General features: G+C 28.9%; 22 protein-coding genes. 20 read left to right on the forward strand and 2 right to left on the reverse strand.

All coding sequences use genetic code 4. The annotated features are described in order from the left end of the window. Nucleotides 1-197 precede the first annotated feature (197 nt). The 3 genes from AAHM98_RS01740 (at nucleotide 198) to ltrA (ending at nucleotide 8,003) form a co-directional block, all read left to right on the forward strand. Entirely contained in the window at nucleotides 198-4,901 is a 4,704-nt protein-coding gene (locus AAHM98_RS01740) for an ABC transporter permease (protein ID WP_342276788.1), read from the forward strand. Between the two features lie 1,000 nt (nucleotides 4,902-5,901). After that, nucleotides 5,902-6,234: a reverse transcriptase N-terminal domain-containing protein gene (locus AAHM98_RS01745; RefSeq protein WP_342276789.1), complete on the forward strand. Its 333-nt coding sequence runs from the start codon at nucleotides 5,902-5,904 to the stop codon at nucleotides 6,232-6,234. Nucleotides 6,235-6,725: 491 nt separating this feature from the next. After that, complete coding sequence (gene ltrA, locus AAHM98_RS01750; protein ID WP_342276790.1) at nucleotides 6,726-8,003, forward strand: group II intron reverse transcriptase/maturase; 1,278 nt, start codon at nucleotides 6,726-6,728, stop codon at nucleotides 8,001-8,003. A 346-nt stretch (nucleotides 8,004-8,349) separates the two neighbouring features. Here ltrA and AAHM98_RS01755 read toward each other — a convergent pair whose 3' ends face one another. Continuing rightward, entirely contained in the window at nucleotides 8,350-9,156 is an 807-nt protein-coding gene (locus AAHM98_RS01755; protein WP_342276791.1) for a hypothetical protein, read from the reverse strand. Between the two features lie 129 nt (nucleotides 9,157-9,285). On the opposite strand from AAHM98_RS01755, the gene tsaB reads away from it, so the two are divergent. From tsaB to AAHM98_RS01830, 15 genes are all read left to right on the forward strand, one after another. Beyond that, nucleotides 9,286-9,864: a tRNA (adenosine(37)-N6)-threonylcarbamoyltransferase complex dimerization subunit type 1 TsaB gene (tsaB, locus tag AAHM98_RS01760; RefSeq protein ID WP_342276792.1), complete on the forward strand. Its 579-nt coding sequence runs from the start codon at nucleotides 9,286-9,288 to the stop codon at nucleotides 9,862-9,864. Nucleotides 9,865-9,902: 38 nt separating this feature from the next. Further along, the gene (locus tag AAHM98_RS01765) at nucleotides 9,903-10,745 is read left to right on the forward strand and encodes a MurR/RpiR family transcriptional regulator (RefSeq protein ID WP_342276793.1); all 843 of its coding nucleotides are present in this window, start codon (nucleotides 9,903-9,905) and stop codon (nucleotides 10,743-10,745) included. Between the two features lie 74 nt (nucleotides 10,746-10,819). Further along, nucleotides 10,820-12,907, forward strand: coding sequence for a fructose-specific PTS transporter subunit EIIC (locus AAHM98_RS01770; protein ID WP_342276794.1), 2,088 nt, complete (start codon nucleotides 10,820-10,822; stop codon nucleotides 12,905-12,907). A gap of 24 nt (nucleotides 12,908-12,931) precedes the next feature. Next, nucleotides 12,932-13,870, forward strand: coding sequence for a type I phosphomannose isomerase catalytic subunit (locus AAHM98_RS01775; RefSeq protein ID WP_342276795.1), 939 nt, complete (start codon nucleotides 12,932-12,934; stop codon nucleotides 13,868-13,870). Between the two features lie 314 nt (nucleotides 13,871-14,184). Continuing rightward, a complete protein-coding gene (locus AAHM98_RS01780) occupies nucleotides 14,185-14,781 on the forward strand; it encodes a rolling circle replication-associated protein (protein WP_342276796.1) in 597 nt (198 codons plus the stop codon). Further along, a complete protein-coding gene (locus AAHM98_RS01785; protein ID WP_342276797.1) occupies nucleotides 14,756-15,040 on the forward strand; it encodes a hypothetical protein in 285 nt (94 codons plus the stop codon). Before AAHM98_RS01780 ends, AAHM98_RS01785 begins: the two co-directional genes overlap by 26 nt. A 92-nt stretch (nucleotides 15,041-15,132) precedes the next feature. Continuing rightward, complete coding sequence (locus AAHM98_RS01790) at nucleotides 15,133-15,558, forward strand: hypothetical protein (RefSeq protein WP_342276798.1); 426 nt, start codon at nucleotides 15,133-15,135, stop codon at nucleotides 15,556-15,558. Nucleotides 15,559-15,788: 230 nt separating this feature from the next. Next, nucleotides 15,789-16,076 (forward strand): hypothetical protein, encoded by a 288-nt coding sequence (locus tag AAHM98_RS01795; RefSeq protein ID WP_342276799.1) that lies wholly within the window; start codon nucleotides 15,789-15,791, stop codon nucleotides 16,074-16,076. 49 nt (nucleotides 16,077-16,125) lie between these two features. Then, nucleotides 16,126-16,320, forward strand: coding sequence for a hypothetical protein (locus tag AAHM98_RS01800; protein ID WP_342276800.1), 195 nt, complete (start codon nucleotides 16,126-16,128; stop codon nucleotides 16,318-16,320). A 103-nt stretch (nucleotides 16,321-16,423) separates the two neighbouring features. Further along, the gene (locus tag AAHM98_RS01805) at nucleotides 16,424-16,552 is read left to right on the forward strand and encodes a hypothetical protein (protein WP_342276801.1); all 129 of its coding nucleotides are present in this window, start codon (nucleotides 16,424-16,426) and stop codon (nucleotides 16,550-16,552) included. Nucleotides 16,553-16,662: 110 nt separating this feature from the next. Then, nucleotides 16,663-17,283 carry a hypothetical protein gene (locus AAHM98_RS01810; RefSeq protein WP_342276802.1) on the forward strand — a complete coding sequence of 207 codons (621 nt, stop codon included), beginning with the start codon at nucleotides 16,663-16,665 and terminating at the stop codon, nucleotides 17,281-17,283. Nucleotide 17,284: 1 nt separating this feature from the next. Next, on the forward strand, nucleotides 17,285-17,410 hold the full coding sequence (locus AAHM98_RS01815; protein WP_342276803.1) for a hypothetical protein: 126 nt from the start codon (nucleotides 17,285-17,287) through the stop codon (nucleotides 17,408-17,410). Next, a complete protein-coding gene (locus AAHM98_RS01820) occupies nucleotides 17,410-17,643 on the forward strand; it encodes a hypothetical protein (protein WP_342276557.1) in 234 nt (77 codons plus the stop codon). The genes AAHM98_RS01815 and AAHM98_RS01820 overlap by 1 nt, the downstream gene beginning before the upstream one ends. A gap of 1 nt (nucleotide 17,644) precedes the next feature. Continuing rightward, nucleotides 17,645-17,851, forward strand: a complete 207-nt coding sequence (locus AAHM98_RS01825) for a hypothetical protein (RefSeq protein WP_342276804.1) — start codon at nucleotides 17,645-17,647, stop codon at nucleotides 17,849-17,851. Nucleotides 17,852-17,872: 21 nt separating this feature from the next. Then, complete coding sequence (locus AAHM98_RS01830; RefSeq protein ID WP_342276805.1) at nucleotides 17,873-18,886, forward strand: hypothetical protein; 1,014 nt, start codon at nucleotides 17,873-17,875, stop codon at nucleotides 18,884-18,886. Nucleotides 18,887-19,097: 211 nt separating this feature from the next. Here AAHM98_RS01830 and AAHM98_RS01835 read toward each other — a convergent pair whose 3' ends face one another. Then, on the reverse strand, nucleotides 19,098-19,484 hold the full coding sequence (locus tag AAHM98_RS01835) for a hypothetical protein (protein WP_342276806.1): 387 nt from the start codon (nucleotides 19,482-19,484) through the stop codon (nucleotides 19,098-19,100). Nucleotides 19,485-20,055: 571 nt separating this feature from the next. Here AAHM98_RS01835 and AAHM98_RS01840 point away from each other — a divergent pair. Continuing rightward, entirely contained in the window at nucleotides 20,056-20,388 is a 333-nt protein-coding gene (locus AAHM98_RS01840; protein WP_342276807.1) for a thioredoxin family protein, read from the forward strand. 11 nt (nucleotides 20,389-20,399) lie between these two features. Next, nucleotides 20,400-21,224: an HAD family hydrolase gene (locus AAHM98_RS01845; protein ID WP_342276808.1), complete on the forward strand. Its 825-nt coding sequence runs from the start codon at nucleotides 20,400-20,402 to the stop codon at nucleotides 21,222-21,224. The last annotated feature ends 24 nt before the right edge of the window (nucleotides 21,225-21,248 follow it).

Raw genomic sequence — 21,248 nt, forward strand, 5'->3', positions numbered from 1 at the left:
ATATGATAATCTAATTTAATAAATTAAAAACTATCACCATTTATATTCTAACATTGAATAATAACTTTTGAAACTATAAATTTAATGTTAAAATTTATCCAAATATTATTTTTGGTCTAGTTGTGCTATTATTAACATGCATATAGATTGATTATTAACAAATTTAAAACCTAAAAACGGATTAAGGAAGAATTAAAATGCCAAAATTAAAGAAACGTAGTAGCAAAGCAGAATCAAGGACAACTGTTAGCAGTAAAGGGAAAAAAAGAATTTTTAGTGGTAATACTTTGCTACTAAAACAAACTTTAGTAGCAACTTGAAAAAGCAAACTACAATTAGTAATTCTACTTTTATTAACTGCATTTGCTACTTCTTTAGTTACAGGTTGCTGAATTTCTTATGACCGAATGATTGATAGTAGCAAAGAAATGGGATTAGATGATCTTAAATTTGATGCTGCCTTACCCTATTCACCAGTCCCCCAAGGAATTAAACAAATTGCCAATCAAGCTTTTAGTTTAAAATTAGGACGTTTATATTATCAAGAAACAGGGAAGAGTACTAGTAAAGCCCTTTACTTTGATAATACTGTGATTGGTAATAACCAACAAATTAACGCTATTACTGCCAGTGATGTGATTGTAGATTTTGCTCATGATATGACAGGAAAAATTACTGGTCTTAACAGTTTTAACTGAGCTAATCCTAATAATCCATTAACATTTAATTTAAGTAATTCCGAAGTGAAAGCTAGTATTTATGGTCAATTACAAACTAAAGCGGCTGCTGCAACAACTTTAAACCTAAAAAATCACTATTTACAAGCGGCATCAGACTTGTATCGTGATATTTTTATGCGCTTGTCAGTACCTAGTATTACCATGGCCGTTTCAGATTTTATTAAAAGTTGAATTGTTCAAAACCCCACAGTACAAGAATTAAAAAAAACAGATGCTGATTTTATTAAATGAATTTTAGAGAACAAAGTTAATTTCCAAAGTGCTAGTCTTGATTCTACTATTATTCCTGATGCAACTAATCTGTTTGATGATGCTGCTAGAAATAGTTTATTTACTACTATTAAACAAGGAATAGGTCCTAATAAAACTGATTTTGATAATAATACCGACCCTCGGGTCGCTCCTGCTGCTAGATTTGGTATGAATGGTCACTATATGCGTATTGGTCGTAAATTTGATAATTCTGCTACAAGTGATATTTATTCTAATCTTCATAATTATTTTTCTCCTGCTGGGTATAATCAAATTGGAGATGGCCGTGAAACTGATACTTATTCTTTTTATTTAGCACGTGCAACAGCAGCTTTACAAGAACGTGATATTTATGTTCGTAATCAATTTAACGCTATTGTTAAAACTGAAAATACTGTCCAAACTAATACTAAAGTTATTGATATAGGTATGCCTGGTGCCATTAACCATGCTAATTTAAAAATCTTTGAAGGAGTAGCACCAACAAGCAGAAATGAAATTGCTATTACTCCACAATATGCACGAAAACTTAATTACAAACCAGGTGACAGTATCGTTATTAATGATAGTAGTTTTATTATTACAGGAATTGGTGGTGATGCTTATGATATTTACCCTACTATTAATGATTTAGACCCAGTTCCTAATACAAGAACAGAGTTTATTGCTTATGCCCCACCAATAGCATGAAGTAATAGCGACTGATATCCTAGTAAAGAAAAAACTGATACATCTTTAATGTATTTTACACCATGAAGTGATCGAGATAATAAATCCGTATTTAACACTGGTTATTTTGATGATTTTTTCCAAAAAACTATTTTCAGTGATAATGGTAATAGTGAGCACAATCAATTTGACTACAATAAGTATTTAATTGATAAGTATACTGCTGATAAATCGCCAACAACTATATATCACATTGTTCCTAACCCAGTTATTACTAGTGATAATAATCAGTTTTCTATTTATAGTGGCCGTAAACAAATTTTTGAAAGTTCAGTAGAAGGTTTTTTATATGCTTCCATTATTGCTGTTTTATTCTTAGTGTTAATTGTTATTTTTATTACAACATTAATTGTTAAAAAAGCTATTCAGCATGGACAAGTATCAATGGGGATTTTAAAGTCTATTGGTTATAAAACTTGACAAATTACTGTTTCGTATTTATCGTATCCATTAATTGCTTTAGCAATTGCTATTCCTATTGGTTGGATTGCTGGTTTACTTGTCCAAGTTTATTTAACTGAAATTTTTAATACTTTATTTGTTTTACCTTATAATGTTTTTAATTTTAATGTGGCACCATTATTTGTTTCTATTACCTTAATTATTGGTTTTATTGCCATTGCCACAGTATTAACCGCCTTTCGTGTTTTAAAGAAAGACCCACTATTATTAATCAAGAAAGATAGTGTTTTAGCTCTTTCTAATAACACAAAACAAAAGGCAAGTGGGTTTTTAAAAAATCATTTCCGTTGACGTTTTTTATTATCTTTATCAAAAACTAGTTGAAAGAAAATTCTTGTGACCTCTAGTGTCATTAGTTTAGCTACTTTATCAATTGTGGCAACAACTGCTATCCCTGCTACTATTTCTAGTTTAAAAAATAGTTATTTTAAAACACAAAAATATAAAAATTATTATGAATATCAAACTCCTATCCCTAACTTACCTGTAAGTAAATATGGTTTATATGCTTGAAATTTTTTCAATAAACCACAAGATGAACAATTTTATCCTGTTTATGGAGCAATGCCATGGCCAGAAGATAAAATTGTTTATGATGGTGATAGTCGTGTTGGCTGATATGATCCTTTAAAATTTAAAGCCAATGATCCAAAACAAGATTTTGCTCATATCTTTACTTTTGATACCAATTATAGGAAAGACAAAAATACTTTCACAACTGCTATGACTAATTATTATAATGGTCTTTCAAATGGAACACTCAGTGTTAATGATTTAGCTTGATCATATAGTTGATTAGGTGGTAAAGCTTTTAGTAATGAATTATTAACTGAATTAAGTAAAAGAGACCAAACGCCTGGAAGTGCCTTTTCTAGTTCATTAACTGATTTTGCAAGTACTGCTTTACCAAGTATTATTGGTGTTTCTAACCCTGGAGTTGCCCCTGGTCCAGATGCTATTAAAGAAATTTTAAAGCAAACCTTGCCTGGTTATGTTCGTCAAAGTTTAGATGGTTTACCTAAAATTGGCGATCAAGACCCATATGACTATTTTGCTATTGGTCACAATACAGTTGCCTTTAATCCTAATCATAGTAAGGAAAAAAATGGTCCGGATGGTCCAGATGAAGAATTAGTAACTCAATTTAAAATTGGTTCTAATAATTCAGATTTAGCATCAAAAGGATTAATGGATACCATTGGTATTAATCCTGATACCAAAATGATTATCTTAAAAAATAATGAAGCCAACTTACTACATTACAATAGTACTGCTACTGCGATTCCTATGATTATTAATAAAGTCTTTCAATCTAAATATGGTTTATCAGTAGGTTCAACATTTGATGGTGCTCCTGATATTAATACCCTATGTTATAAAAATGAAGATGGTAAAATGATCCCATTACCAAAAGATAGTTGATACTATGGTAATAACCCCGAGACTGCTCCTAATAATGGTGGTATTTGGTCAAAAAATGGCACCAAATGAAATTATCGCGAGAATGAACAAATAGGAAATACAGCTTATACCGATATTCAAGGTTACGAATATAGTGGAATGTATAACAACAATGGTAAACCTATCCTTGATAAAGATAATCCTAAAACCTGAAATGATATGAACAAAGTATGATTAAAAGTACCTGATAAGATTGATAAAGGTGCACTAAAGGGAACCATTAGAAAAACTGATGGTAGCACGCTATATCCATTTGATATTAATAGTATTGCAAAAACAAAAGATAGTAAATGAATTAAACCTTTCTCATTTAGTTTATCTGATAGTGCAACCCCAGAGCCACCAAAACCCCTTGATCCAGTAGGACTTTTAACTAATCGCAATCCAGAATGATTTATGGGAATGATTGATCGTGGTATCCTTGAAAAACAAAATACTTTAAGTGGTAAGGGTAATTTACAACAAGCGATTAATGATATGCCACTATGATGACAAAATATTACTGGTAATGCTAACCCTATTCATAGCTATCAAATTGTTGGAATTCAAGATTCTTATGATACACCAAAAGCTTATGTTGACCAAAAATGAGCTAATCAAATTGTTGGTTATAGTGCTTATGATGATAATCCATACTATGATGGAACAACAGTTCCACAATGATTTAGCGGTAAACTAAGTGCCGATGATAATATCTTTGACTTGATTGGGCGGATGAGTTTTAAGCAAAACGTTGATGACTATAGTATTTATGGAACAGTTGGTCTAAATAATAACGAAACTGTTCCGTTAGTAGCTAATAATGACTTACTATCAAGAAAACAAGCTATGCTTAATAAAATGTCTGATATTTCCTTTAGTGCTAGTGCATTATTTATTGTGACAACCATTATTTGTTCAATCTTAATTGTTATTATGATTACAGATTTATTTACTGACCAATTCCGACGCTTTATGGCTCATATGAAAGCAGAAGGATATACTAATCGTGAAATTAACTCCTTTACTTTAGGCATCTTTACGCCATGAGCATTATTAGGATATTTAGCAGGATGTGCTATTGGTTTCTTAGTTGTATATGGTTTAGTAACAGCTATTACTGCTGCTACTTCTTTGGCATTGCCATTTACTATTACGTGATGAATCTTGCCTGTATCATTTGTGGTGATTGGTGGTATTTATATTTCAACCTTTATTATTAACAATAGTGAATTAAATAAAATGAATTTAATTGAATTATTAAAATCAGATGAATAAAATAATGACAAAAACACACCTTTTGCTAGTAAAAATAATTGAATATTAACATTATATGAGTCATAATTTATATGACCATTATAGATATTTAAAAAATATTTAGAGAGGTTACTTGTTATTTAAATTCAATATTTGACTTTAAGTCTTTCTATAATATTTATTTTATAGAAAGTTTTTTGCACAATATGTTTTATAAATTACCTTGTAAAAATTTTTATAAAAAAGGAGGAAATTAGTTAAATCTCAACTTAATATCAAACAATTTCAAATTTTTACTTTTCATAAAAATATTCCCTACCATTTTTATTTCCTTAGTATGTTGAACTTATTAAACATACTCTATATTCTTTTCAAAAAAATTCAAAAAATAATCATTATGTGTCATAACTCTAATATCTGTGTATGACACATTTTTTATTTTTCCTGAATTGTAAATATGAGTGCGACCCGAAAGTCGTAGCTTTAAGGGTTCAATTCCCTTTTCTCTAGACATCAGAGATAAAGCATGTCTCACATTTTAAAGATTGGCAACCTTTAGGGTGCAAGCATGAGACAAAAGCGGGAACTCATTTAGCCTAATAATGATATCCCTGCAAGCAAAGCCAAATATGATTACGCAAGAAACCTATGTTCGAATTGTCGTTAACAATAATATGCGAAAAGGCTGTTACGCATAAACCAAAATGGTATGAAGCAAAAGAGGAATCAAGTTTTATATTCTTGATTATGGATGTTCTCAGTTTCTGGCAAATAGTAGGAATCTAAGTTTGACACGAAACAAAATTATGGAACGGGGTAACAACATAAATGCTCTTATTTTAATATAAGCAGGTGCCAACCGTATGCATTTATGTGGAAAAAGCCAATGCCCAAAGTAATGCTTGGGATATGCAGACGTAGACACTTTAATTTGGAAGGTAAAGTAGTGAATAGTAATACAAATGTTATGAACCAACAAGAAATTGTTAGGTATAAATAAAAAAATATTCCTTGACCAAAGTTGGAAAAGAATGTTTTTAAGTTACAAAAACGAATTTATCAAGCTGAAAAATGTAAAAATATTAACAAAGTGCATAAACTTCAAAGATTATTATTAAATTCAATCAGTGCTAAACTACTAGCCGTTAGAAAAGTAACCCAAGACAACAAAGGAAAGAAAACGGCAGGAATTGATGGAAAAGCAAATCTTAATCAAAAAGAAAGATTACAACTAGCATATTCTCTAAATATAAGAGAGAAAGCAAAACCAACAAGGCGCGTTTGAATTCCAAAACCTGATAAAACAGGAAAAAGACCATTAGGTATACCTACTATTACTGATAGAGTAAAATAAACACTGATGGTGTTCCTTAGAAACATAAAATGTTTTGAAGCTATATGATAGATGAGGGAACCGACCCCTCGAAACCGGTTTACAAGAACAGGTTTCAAACCACCATAAGTTGCGTTGGTAAAGAGTCAAGGTAGTGAGCGTTATGGAAAAGGCACTAATTGAAAGTGTCAGGTGTGGAATAAAGAGACGAACGGAAGTGAACCATTGATGAAGTGTCGAAAGGTTCAAAGAAGATGTCAAAACCAGAGTGATCGTCAGCAATCTGGGATAAATTTACCGGAAACTGGTTTACTGAGTAGGTGGCATCCGGCATAAAGGTGGCGTGAATTTATTTTAGGCTATTACATGGAACTATGGGAACTTGTCGTTGCAATGTTAAGGGAGAAATTCAAAGAGCAAAACTCTAAGAATGAGAGTACCGATGTGCAAAACAGGGACGGAGCAACTCGTAGTAGTGATGAAGTTTCTGTAATGGAAATGGAGCAAAGGGGTTGCGTTATTCAGTTTTAAGTATTAATCAACCAGAAAGGGATGAGTTAATGAATAAAACAAAATCTTTTGATATACCAAAACAACTGATAGGAAAAGCGTATAAACAAGTATCCAAAAACAAGGGTGTAGAAGGTGTAGATGGCATAACGATACTAAAATTTAATGAGGACTTAAAAGGAAATCTATATAAATTATGAAATCGGATGTCATCTGGCAGTTATTGTCCAAAACCACTAAGAGTTGTGAAAATACCTAAAAATACAGGGGGACATAGAATACTATGTATACCAACAGTATATGATAGGGTAGCACAAACAGCAGTGGCCATGTACCTTCAACCACTAGTTGAACCAACATTTCATGAGAATTCTTATGGTTATCGACCAAATAAATCGGCATTAGATGCTGTAGATATGGCACGTAAAACATGTTGGAAATATGATTGAGTAATAGATTTAGATATAGCAGAATTCTTTGACAGTTTAGACCATGACTTAGTATTACAAAGTATCAAGATGTATACAAATTGTAAGTGAGTAATATTATATGTTGAAAGGTGATTAAAAGTCCCTATGCAATGAGAAAATGGTACTATGATAGAAAGGAATAAAGGAATTCCACAAGGAAGTCCTATTAGCCCCATTATCTCAAACATAGTTTTGCATTTAGTATTTGATAACTGAATGAAACAAGAATACCCAACAATACCATTTGAACGTTATGTTGATGATGTAATAGTACATTGCAAAACTTATAAACAAGCAAGCTTTATGAAAGAGGTAATTAGGAAAAGATTACTTAAATTTAGTTTAAAGTTACAAATGGAAAAGACAAGTATAGTCTATTGTAAGGATAATGCTAGAACAGAAATTTTCTCTAAATATACCTTTGATTTTTTAGGTTATACATTTAGACCAAGAAAAGCAAGAAGCCAAAAAGGGGGAGGCTCATTCACATCATTCTTACCAGCAATTAGTAATAAGGCTAAAAAGAAAATAAAGCAAAATATAAGAGCATGAAGACTACATCAAAGAACTGGCACAACATTGGAGAGAATAGCAGAGAAAATAAATCCCATAGTAAGAGGTTGAGTCCAATACTATGGTAGATTTTATAAATCAGAAATGTACATAATGATTTGAAACATAGAAAACTATCTTTTAAGATGAGTTAGGGCAAAATGTAAGAATTTTCGAAATAAAGTAAAACACTCATGTAAATTTATATCCAAAATCAAAAAGAGGTTTCCGAGTTTCTTTTATCATTGAACAGTATAAAGGTATGCAAAAGATTGAATAATGGAAGCTGTATGACATGAGAGTGTCACGTACAGTTCTGAGAGGTTCTTGTGGGGAAGTTTCGCTGGTCTACTCACCTGAGGCGAAAGTTTCACGTTGGGTTTTGAAGTCAAGGGGAATAAGGTGACCCTTTCATTAAACATTTCAGAAATAAAGAACAACAAACTTCATAATTTATCTTGTTGTTAAACAACATTACCCCTATGTAAAGTAAACAGATTAAAAGTTATCAATTTTATGATATTAATCATAACTTAACAGTTGTTGAAATACAAAGTAAAAAAACGATAGTAATTTTAAAGTACTATCGTTTTTTTACTTTGTATTAAATATTGGTATCTCTTAATAAGGCCATTGATTTATTATTTCTTTTATATAATAAATTATTATATAAAGTAAACAATGCAATCAAAACTAAATATAAAGCCAAAATCAGACTAATATAAATAAAGAATTTTGATAAACTTTCATGAAAATTTAAAAATGAATATGGGAATGAATAATCAATCTCAGTTTTACCATTTGGCAACATTCCTACAAAATTACCTTTAGCAAGCGCATATCCTAAGTATACAAACATGTAAATAGAAATAATTGGTGTTCATAAATAAGCTTGTTTCTTATATCCTCAATAGTATTTTCCAACAGTTAATAGGTAATATAAAATCATAATTACTGGGGTGATTAAATCTAATAAGAAAGTATTAGCGAAGTTAGTTACACTAATCGCATTATTTGTATCTAAATTCTTTAACAGGGGTTCAAATAAAACACCAAAGAATACAATAGCAGTTATAGTAGTATATGTTGTAATAGCTAAACTAAATCTACCATGAACAAATAAACAACGATTCTCATAAAAACGATTAGTTAAAACAAAACAAAAAAAGAATAAAAGCAATAGATTACTTTGAATAGTAAATTCAGAAAGTAATGTTCATATTCCTACTCAAGCACCATCTGGAGGAATTCAAAGATTATGGGGATTTGTTACTGTAGGTGGTATTTTTGTATACCCAACTAGGATTGTTGTAAACTGAACAATTAAATCAATAATAATAACAATAAGTCCAGTTCATAGTAAAAAATCAGAAAATTTTGTTTTAAAGCCCACATTTTTATTGAAGCCCATATTTATCAACTCACAATTCTATATTTTATCTAATTATTAATTGTTTTTTATTACATTATACATGATATTATATTAAGTATGTAATATAATATCATGTATAACTTTTAAAATAACAACAATAGGTGGAATATGTACCAATTATACTTAGATACAACAAATAGGAAATTAACAGTAGTACTATTACAAAATAATAATATTTTGGAAAGCACTTCATTTGACGCTTGACAAAAACAAACAGAATTAGCACTCACTACTATTAATGAGTTACTGGTTAAGTGTCAATTAAAGTTAAAAGATATTAATCAAGTAGTAATTGCTGCTGGACCGGGTAGTTATACTGGAATTAGGGTAGCACTTACTTTCGTTAAAACTTTGAAAATTTTAAATCCTTTATTATTCACTTTTATCGTTAATAGTTTATTATTACAAGTAGGCTTACGAAAAGCAGTTAGTATTCTTCTGGCATATAATAAGAAAAGTTATTTAGCAGTTTATGATCAAGGTAAAACTATAATTACACCACAACTAGTAGATAATAATACTAAAATTGGAATTGTTAATGATTTATCAAATTTCGAAATAATTGAAGATTTACAAGATTGTGATATCATTAGTAATTTTCAATCTTTAGTGCACCACTTTACTGAGATTAAATCAATTGATGAGTTACAACCGTGTTATATTAATTATCCTTTTTCACAAGCATAACCCATTAATAATATTTTATAGTAACAAAGGAGTCTTTAATGCTTATCAATGATAATTTTTGATCGCGTGTATCAAAAGAACAAAATAATTTTACTAAGAAAGAAAAGATTATTATTAACTATATTAATAAAAATAGTCAAAAAATGGATTCAATTACCATTAGTGCTTTAGCCAAAGATAATGCCGTTGGCTATAGTGTTGTTTATAACTTAATTAAAAAACTAGGTTTTAAAGGATATCGTGAATTTATTATTAGTTTAGCAGCACAAGAAACAACTTTTAAAGCTTTAAATCGTGAATTTTTTGGTGACCGTAGTGTCCTAAAAGACCACTATAAAAAACTAATTGATTTAAATGATTCAACCATTAATTATTGTGATTTGCAAGAATTTATTAATTGATTAGATGACAATAGTAAAGCTTGCCTTTATATTGCAGGAGTTGGTCATTCAGGATTAGGTGCTGAAGATTTAGCTAATAAATTATATCGTTTTGGTTTACGTTCTATTTGCTTAAATAAAGATGATGATAGTATTTTAATGCATGCTTCATTAATTAAAGCCGAAGACGTATTGATTCTATTTTCTTTATCAGGAAAAACAGCCGCCATTGTTGAAGCTGCAAGATTAGCCAAAAAGAATAATGCTAAAATTATTGTTATTACATCACAAGATAAATCAGAAATATCAACTTATGCTGATTGAACTTTTAATATTGTTTCATCTGGACTTTATGAAGCCCAAGAAATATTTATTTCACCATTATTTGCTATTACCTATTTTAATGATTTAATTACAACATACTTATTAAAATCGAAAAATCGCGACTGGTATTTAGAAAATCGTATTAAAACTAACAAAGCTATTAAAAAATTTAATTAAAATTAATCATTTTGCCTTAAATTAAGTTATTATTAATATGTTAGAAAAATAACACCCCAAGGAGATGAAGTAAATTGTCTAAACAAGATATTTTAACATCACAACAAGTTTTTCTTGATGATTCTTGTACAACACAAGATGAAGTATTTATAAAACTTGCCCAAGAAGCGCAAAAGTTAGGACTTTTGAAAAAAGGTTCTAGTATCGATACGTTAGTGAAAAGTTTTAAAGCTCGTGAAGAAGAAGGAACAACTGGCTTTGGTGATGGGGTAGCTGTACCGCATGCTCGAAATGAAGATATTGTTAAAGCAGGAATTTTCATTGTGCGCTTTAAAAAAACTGTTGAATGAAAAGCCATGGATGAACAACCTGTGCAAGCTATTATTGCTTTAATTGTTCCGTTGAAATCTGCTTCTAATGAACACTTAACAATTTTATCTAAAGTAGCACAAAAATTAGCTAAACCAGATTTTCAAGAACTACTGTTAAAATCAAGTGATATAGAAGCTATTATTGCTGGTCTTGCTATTGACGATAAAGATTCAAAAACTGATACTATGAAGCCAGAATCAACAACAAGTAAAGATGGTAAGAAAAAAATTGTTGCTATTACTGCTTGTCCAGTGGGGGTAGCACATACTTATATTGCCCAAGATAAATTGGAATTAGCAGCTAAAACTTTAGGTCATAATATTAAAGTGGAAACCCATGGTAGTATTGGAATTAAAGGCACTTTAACAAAAGAAGATATTGCTAGTGCTGATTTAGTTATTATTGCAGTAGCTGCTGGAGCTGCTGATTTAGGTTTAGAGCGTTTTGTTGGTAAACCATTATATCAATTAGAAATTACCAAAGTCATTAAAGACCCTGAAGGTTCTATGAACGAAGCGTTTGCTGAAGCTAAACCTTTTGAAACTAAAGGTGGAAATAGTAAAAACAGTTCAGGCGATGCTGCCGAAGATATGTTTACTACTGACAAAAAAGGAATTATGAAACATATTATGGCCGGTGTTGGTTATATGGTTCCCTTTGTTGTCTTTGGTGGAATTATGATTGCGCTATCAATTGGATTAACAAAAGCTATTTACGGTCCAAGTGTCGACCCTGCTACTTTAGAACCTAACTTCTTATATTTCATGTTTAAAGCAGGAGTTGCTGGGTTTACGTTAATGATTCCGATTCTTGCGGGATATATTGCTTATTCAATTGCTGGAAGGGCTGCATTAGTACCAGCGATGACTAGTGCCTTTATTGCTAATACTGTTGGTCTGGTGTATCCTATTGCTGGTCTTGAGTCTAATGTTTCATCAGGGTTTTTAGGAGCTTTGTTAATCGGCCCTGTTGCTGGTTATTTAGTAAAATGAATGATTAGTTGAAAAGTACCAAAAACAATTGCCCCAATTATGCCAATTTTTGTTATTCCAATTATTGCTACCTTCTTAATTAGTTTTACGTTTATGTATGCGATTGGTGCGCCAATTGCTTGATTAATGCAACAACTACAAGATGGATTAACTAAATTACCAACTGCTGCTATGGCTGCGATTGGATTATTATTAGGAGCGATGGTTGGATTTGATATGGGTGGTCCAATTAATAAAATTGCCTTCTTAACTGCTTCTGGTTTAGTTGCTAGTGGTCAAGGTGACCCAAATACCCAAATTTTCATGGGTGCTGTTGCTGCAGCGATTCCAGTTGCTCCAATTGGAATGGGATTAACAACAATGATTTTCCGTAAGTACTTTAATGAAGGTGAAAAAACTTTAGGTTTAACAGCTTTATTAATGGGGTGTATTGGGATTTCAGAAGGAGCTATTCCATTTGCTGTAAGAGACCCAAAACGTGCTATTATTAGTAACATTGTTGGTAGTGCAGTTGCCGGATGTATTGCTGGAGCATTCTTCTTAACTGACGCTGCTGCTCATGGTGGTCCTATTGTTGCGGTATTAGGTGCTGTTGGTGCTTTACATTATCATCAAGGAATTGGGATTGCTTTATTCTTCCTAGCTATTATTGTTGGTGCACTTATTACTTGTTTTATGTATGGTGGATTGTTAATTATCCAATCACGTAACATCCGTGTTTTTAAAATCATGAGTGATAAAATTAATAAAACTTTTAAAAAGAAACCAACAATAATTAATAACCCAAGCACAAAATAAATTATAAATTTAGGAGAATGTATTATGGGTAATAACCCTTTGCCACAAATAATTTTTTTAATTCCTGCTTTTATCCCTAAAATCTGAGGTAGTCAAAAGTTAGTACATAAGTTTAACTTTGATTTACCAAAGAATACTTCTATTGGTGAAGCATGATTAATCAGTGCCCATCCCAATGGTATGAGTTACGTTTTAAATGGTACTCATAAAGGTTTAAGTTTAGCACAACTGTTTAAAGATTTCCCTCAATTATTTGGTAACCCCCACGAAACTGAATATCCATTATTATCTAAGATTTTGGATGCTAATGATAGTTTAAGTGTCCAAATTCATCCTGACGATGAATATGCGCAAAAACACCATCAAAGTTTAGGTAAAACTGAATGTTGATATATTTTAGATTGTTTGCCAGCACCAAAAGGTCAAGTTATTTTAGGTCACTTTGCTAAAACAAAAGACCAATTTAAACAATGAGTAGATAAAGGTCAATGGAATAAATTATTGAAATACGTTCCAATTAAGGAAGGGCAATTTATTTATGTTCCTTCTTTAAAAATTCATGGATTGTTAGCCCACACTATGGTCTTTGAATTACAACAATCGTCAGATATTACTTATCGTTTATATGATTATGACCGTACTGATGATTTTGGCAATCCGCGAGCTTTACATTTAAAAGCAGCAGAAGATATTATTATTACTCCTGACAAAGATAGTAGTGATGCTAATGCTCATGATAATTACTTAGTTGATAATCAATTTTATAAACTAAGTAAAATTACCAATGATGGTATTAAAGATTATAGTTACCCTGATGTGCGATGATTACAAGTTTCTGTTTTAGATGGTAAAGGAACAATTGATGGTGAATTAATTAAAAAAGGTGATTCATTTATTTTACCTAATGGTTATAATAGTTTTACTTTAGATGGTAATTTAATGATGATGGTAAGTTATTGTTAAAATCTTAAAATTAAACTCTTGTTAGAATATAAATTTATATTCTAACAAGAGTTTTTACAAACGCATTTAACATTTAATGATTAATATTATAAATGTAAAAATTTAAAAAGTAAACACTTATTTTTTGTAAATATATTAGATTTTTAATAGATTTATCTATATTCATTATAGAAATTATGATATAATAACATTCAATTAAATTAAGTAACACAATTCACCGCAAGATAATTTATTAATTATTTTCTTTTTTTGTGTTATGATTATTTTGTTATTAAAGTATATAAAATTAATAATACTGTCGAGGATTTTTATATATGCAAGAAAATTTTTATATTAAGAAAGTTTATTATGGTGCTTATGTTAAAAATATAATTTTACCGATGAGTGCTATATTAAATAATAAACGTAATGAAGTTGGTATTAAAAATTTAGGTATTAATGATAAAAAGTTACGTAATTCTACTATTCGTACTAAAACAAGATTAATACATAAAGCATTTCATAATTTTTATAATTCAAAAGTTTTAAGTTTTGTTACTTTAACTTATGCTGATAATATGCAAGATATTAATAAAGCAAAACATGATATTGCTATATTCTTTAAACGTTTAAAGTGTTGATGAGATGACCCTAAGCGTTCTAAATATTTAGGTGAATTAAAATATATGTATGTTTATGAATATCAAAAACGTGGTGCTATTCATTTTCATATATTATTTAATAGAAAAATCCATAAAAGCATGTTACCCCAATGATGACCATTTGGTTTTAATGATGTAAGAGTAGTTAAAAAAGGTACAAATGAAAATATAGTTAAATATTTAAGCAAATATGTAGTAAAAGTTACAAAATGATATAAAATCTCAAAATCAGTATGATTTAGGTGTGCGTGCTTATGCTTTTTCTCGTAATTGTTCTAATCCAAAAGTGATTAAAGGTCAAAAAATAATGTTATATCAACGTTTAATTGATGCTTCTGTTAACGCTTTACATACACAATTTTTTAAAAAGAAAATTGATAATTTAGGTCGTACTATACTTTTTGGTGGAAGTTTTGATACTACTGTTTTTGGTGATAATTTTAAAGATTATGAACCTTATGTAAGTTTAGAAAGTATGCGATTACGTTATTATTTAAAAACTAATTTTATAAAAAAAATTTTACATTAAAAATTAATATTTTAATTGTTTTTAATATATATTATAATATTAATAGGTTAATAGAGATAAGATTAAAAAATTATATAAAGGAAGCATAATATATGAAAACATTATTAACTATTTTAACAACTACAACAATAGCAACTACTTCGGGAGTAAATTTATTTCAATTAAATAACTCTAAAAGTAATATTGTTAATATTGACGGAAAAGATTATATTGGTGACAAAGTATATGATATTAAGTTTTATGATTATATAAATAATAATACTTTTTTAAAAATTGAAAATATTTATTTACAGAATTTACCATTAAAAGCAATTGAACAAATTAATAATTTACTTAAAACCTTTTATAAAGAAAAAGATTTGTTATTTAATGAGGCAGATTATGAAAGATTATCAACTGTTATTTATAATAATTTTTCAAAAATTTATATGGTAAATAAACAATCTATTAGAGGTATAAAAATTGAAATAGGTTTTAATCAAGCAGATTTTTTAGTTACTAATGTAGTTAAACAGTAATTTATTTATTAATTTTTAATAAATTTTATAGTTAGCACTTGTATGTATGTATATATATATATATAATGGTTATTGTCATAAAGATATTTATTGTGTCCTCGACAGACATTATTTTTCTTTATGGCTTTTTTTGTTGTTTTTTATTTTTTTTATGTTATATTATAATTAATAATGTTAATTACCCACATTATTAATCTGACTTTAATTAAGTCTCTGTCGAGGAGGTTAAGATGTATTTTTTATGTCAATTGACAAAAATTAGAAGTAATGAAGTAATTAAAGATGAGAAAAGTGGTAAGTCCAAAAATTATGATGTACTTACTTTTTCGCCTTTTTATATTACTGATAAAGGTATTAAAATATCAACTGGTGAAAAATCTAAGGATAAATGAGTTTTACATGATAGTGAATTATTTACTAAACTTGCTAAAATGAATTTAAGTCTTGGTTATTATTATGATGTTGAAATAACATGAGAAGCAAAAATTATTGACATACATAATTTAAAAACTAAATAGTTATTTATTATAGGGTAATTGTTAAATAATTATTTAAAGGATTTAAGTTATGTCAAAAATTAATAATTGTGCTTGTAAACAACATTTTCATTTAGCAATGTATATGTGTAAACTTTGTGACCAAGTTGTTTGTCCTAAGAAAGTTTTACAAAATTTATATACTAAACAATATTATTGTCCAAATTGTATATTAGATATTGCTTTGGTTAAACAAAAAGGACAATTACAACAAAAAGAAAATTAAAAAAACTAAATAGGGAGTATATTTATACTTTTTTGTGTACTTTACTCCCAATTATACAAATTGGTATAAATATGCTCCTTATTAATAGTAAGGAGTTTTATTTATGCCTAATGAATTAGAGCAAACTAGTAATTATACTTTAACAAAGATAGTAAGAACTGGATTAAGTCCATTAAGTGCAATGGTAGGAGTTGGTGCTTATTATGGTCAATATTTAAAAGATCCAATTTAGGAAGTATTAATTCTTTATTATTTAGTAAGAAATTAGGAATTGATATATGGAATATTAATCAAAGACCAACTACTAGAAATAAAGTTATTAATAGTTATAAAAAAATATTTTTGGGTTTGGGAACAATTGGTTTAATTAATTATGCTAAGTTTGTTCAATATGTAGATAAGTCTGTGTCTTTATTAAAAGATGAACCTTGTTTTTGACCACCTTGTCCTACTGAACCATCAAGACCAACATATCCACCATTTACAACTGTTAAACCAATAATTGATGTGCCTTTTGTAGATTGAGATACTTATATATCTTTAAATAGTTTTGGTATAGCAAATGTTGTTAGTGGTCTAAGTGAATTAATTCCTAATCGTTTTGAGAGTATAAGAAAGATTTGTAATATGGCAACTGGTGGGTGTTTAATTAGTAGTGGTGTAGCAATGGGTATTAATAATGATTTTAATAATGCTTATGCTATTCCTACGATTATTGCCGGAGCAAGTGAGATTATTAATACTTTATTATTACCATTGGGAAATACACATAATAATACAGAATTACAAGAAGTATTTACTGATGAAAGAGCAAGATTAATTAATGCTAGTATTAATGATTATCAAAGTACAGATGACGGTATGGTTGATGTTGATTTAAACGATAGTATGTCTGAAATTAATTTATATAGAGCAAGTTTAAATTGGGATTATTCTTATGCTTATACGTTAGGTGGTGTTTAAAATGAAAAAGATAAAGTGAAAAAATATGTCAAGAGAGAAATTGCATAAGAAAAAAGCAAAAATAAATTTTGAACAAAGATTAAATGAAAATATGAATTATGATGATTTTTTAGGGGGTAGAAAATAATGGATATGAAAGAGATAGTTAAATATTTAGCATATATGGGTGGTTTTGGTCTTATTCTTTGATTTTCTCGTAATTGAATACGTGAAGGTATTCAAAAATGAAAACATAAAAAACATGTAAAGGAAAATGATAGTGACCCTGATTGTTTATATTGTCGTAAAGATTTTGAAAAGAAAAAGCGTAGATTAGAAATGGAAAAACAACAAAAAGAATTAGAGAAAGGGGGTGATTAATATGCCAACAGGATTAAGTGCCTTATTAACCATGATAGGTGGTGTTGGACAACAATTATTAAATGGTTTTACTTATATTTTTGGTTGAGTATTTACAACTGGTGATGGTGGAACATTTACAAATTGACCAGTGCTAATTTCAATTGTATTTATGGTAGTAGTGTTTATTAAACAATTTGTGCGTCATATTATTCATGGAACTCATTAGTAATTAGAAAGGAATAAGCAAATGGTAAAGTTATTTTTTAGTTTAGTTTTTGTTTTGCCTTTGTTAGGTAAACTTTTACCAACTGTTAATACATTAGTTCAAACTATTTATATGCAGTATTTAAGTTCATTTACTGGATTGCATACTGTTACACTTTTTATTAAGTCGTTCTTTTATGATAGTTTGTATACTTTGCCTTTGCCAATCCTTGCTTTAATAAATGTTAGTTTTGTTTTTTATATTATTTCAGTGCCACCACGTACTGGTAAGTCAGCGCTTGCTTGTTGTTTGGCACAAAGACATAAAGGTAGAGTAGTTAGTCCTATTCCTATTAAAGTGCGTAATGAGTTTAGTTATCGTTGTTCTTATGATGATGTTTTTAAATTTAATCAATTAAATAGTAATTATGCTTTTAATGAGAATGATATGGTTGTTTTAGATGAATTAGGTTTAAAGATTAATAGTAATGATTTATCACCGGAATTTAAAAAAACACAAGAAAGTTTGGGAATGTTTTGTAAATTAATTGGTCATAATTTTAATGGAATAATGTGTATGATTGAACAACACCCCGATAGAATACCAAAACAAGCACGTGAAAAAGTAGAGTATATTGTTCAAGTTAAGAGAATGCGTATTTTATTATTTTTAGTTAAGTTTAAACTTAATATTTATACTAATGTTGATGATTATAATAAGATTGTTTTATCTAAAAGACAAACTAAGAAAATAATTAAAAAGGGTGGTTTTCCACCAAGTTATAGTGGTGAGACTATGAATTTTAGTTTGTGATTTCCTAGGTTTTATTTACAAAAATATAATAGTCGTGCTTTGCATTATATTCATGATTTAAAAAGTGAGTTGAGTAGTGTTAAAGAGTATGAACAGTCACAAGGTTTGGATTTTACTGTTGATGATATTAGAGCAGTTGGTTTAGATAAGTTAGATAATATTTTACAAGATGAGAAAAAAGATGTTGTTAAGGTTAGTGGTAAGCGTAGTTATGATAAAAATAAAAAGTTTGTTAAGAAGTAAAATGTATATGTATTGCCGGTGCCAACCAAGAACCTTTGGTTTGGTTGGCGGGGCGTTTACGCCATTTGTCCAACTTTTAAAAAGTTAGTGGGGTGTGGGTGCGTAGCACCCAAGGGGCAAAGCCCCTATATACTTGTTCATAAACTTAATATAAGTTTTTAACTCAGGTACTTTATTTAAAAGTAAATGAGTTTTTATTTTGAAAGGAAGATTAAAATGAACGAAGAAAAGTCAAAGCAGAAAAGGAAAAACAAAAAAAATTAGTCAAAAAAACTGGTAAGGCAATTGCAGGTGGCATTTGTGGTTCTGTTGGTGTTGTAGTTGCTGGCCCTGTTATTTTCGGTATTAGTGGTGCTCAATATGGATGACATGGAAATAAGGAAAAGACACTATTATATAAATTAATATATCCAAAGGAAAGTAAGGAAAAAACAAACAATGATGGTGCATTAATAAGTAGACAACAAAATTCACAACAACCATTTGATGAATCAATTAAAACTAACTGTAATAATGTACCAGTTAACCCTTCTCAAACATCTAATTCTCTTTCGTCAAAAGAAACTTGGGTATAAAAAAATCGGACACATCCAATCATTTAATTAACCAAAATTTTAATCCAGATGAAATACAATTTTGCAAATATACAACCAACAACAAGTAGAGGAATACCTAATTCAAGTTTAAATATTTAGTTTAAAACATTTAAACTATTTATGAAAACTTTGATATTTTATTAAAAAAAAATGAATATTAATGAAATCAATTCAAATAGGTTTGTATTGACAATCTATCGAATTTACAAAAAATTAATTCTTTACATAGCAGCCTAAAATTATTTTTAAGACCTTTTAATGGTGTTCATTAATTAGGAGACTTTAAATTAAAATATGATTGCTTTATCTTTAATAATAGGCATGAATTAAAGTATCTAAATTAATAACAAAATCAAGGATGAAAGTTTTTCTTTCTACCCTTGATTCATGACAATTATTTTTTAGTTAGATAAGTTGAATATTTTACTTCTGTATATGATATGATATGTCTAATATTTATGCTACTTTTACTATAAATTAAAAATATTTTTTTTCTTAAATCTTTATTATAAGAAAAAAGTAAAGTAATGATAAAATTAATTGGTAAACAATTTAGAAAAGGTAGTGAAAAAAATGAGTGTACAACATATTAATGATAAAAAGCAAGTTGCTGAAATTTTAAACTCTGGTAAAGTGTCAGTTATTGATTTTTCTGCAGAATGATGTGGGCCTTGCAAAGCATTAGGCCCAAGATTTGAAAAAGTAGCTAATGATAAAACTAATAGTAATATCAACTTCATTAAAGTTGATGTTGACCATGCTAAAACTTTAGCAGAACAATATGAAATTGCTTCAATTCCCACTTTAATTTATTTTGATAAACACGGGAATGTTGTTAGTCGTGTGTCTGGTTTAGTAAATGAACAACAAATTACAAGTAATATTGAAGAAGCTAAAGGAAAATAAGGTAATTATTCATGCCAATTAAGTTAATTGTTCTTGATTTAGATGGAACATTATTAAAAAGCCGTTGAAAAGTACATCCTAAAAATTTAGTAGCTATTCAAAAAGCCCAAGATAAAGGAATTAAAGTTATCATTGCCACTGGACGAGCTCCTAGTTCAACTATTGATATTGCTAAAACATGTTTAATACATGAACAAACAGGACATATTATTTGTTATAATGGTGGTAATATTATTGATATTACTAAAGAGAATAAAATGGATATTTTATACGAAAAATCTTTAAGTACAGAACAAATCCAAGCAATTATTAAATTTGCTAATGATAATAACTTAGCTATGTGAGGATATAGTACTAATAATAAAACAGGACTTATTAACCATAGTTCATTACGAGTAAAGATTATGGAAAACTTTAATCATTTACCAAGTAAACAAATTGATGAAACTACTACTGAAGGTATGTATAAGATTCTATTATTTTGTAAAAAGAAAAAACGGGTTAATCCTATTTTAGAAAAACTAAGTGCTATTAAAGACTTAGAACTTGCCACATCTTCACATAGTGTTATTGAAATTAATCCACTTGGTGTTAATAAAGCAGCAGCAGTTCAGTTCTTATGTAAAAAATGAGGAATTAAAGCAGATGAAGTTTTAGCATGCGGTGATGGAATGAATGACTACAAATTAATTCAATGAGTAAAATATGGAATTGCTATGAAGAATGGCCACCCTAACTTAAAATTAGCAGCTTATGATATAACTACTAAAAATACTTGTGGTGGAGTTGCTAAAGCGATTGATAAGTATGTATTTCCGACATCAGAATTTGATTAATAATTAAATATCTGAGTTGTAAAA

This window comes from Spiroplasma endosymbiont of Nebria brevicollis (assembly GCF_964030895.1).
Classification (GTDB): domain Bacteria; phylum Bacillota_I; class Bacilli_A; order Mycoplasmatales; family VBWQ01; genus Spiroplasma_E.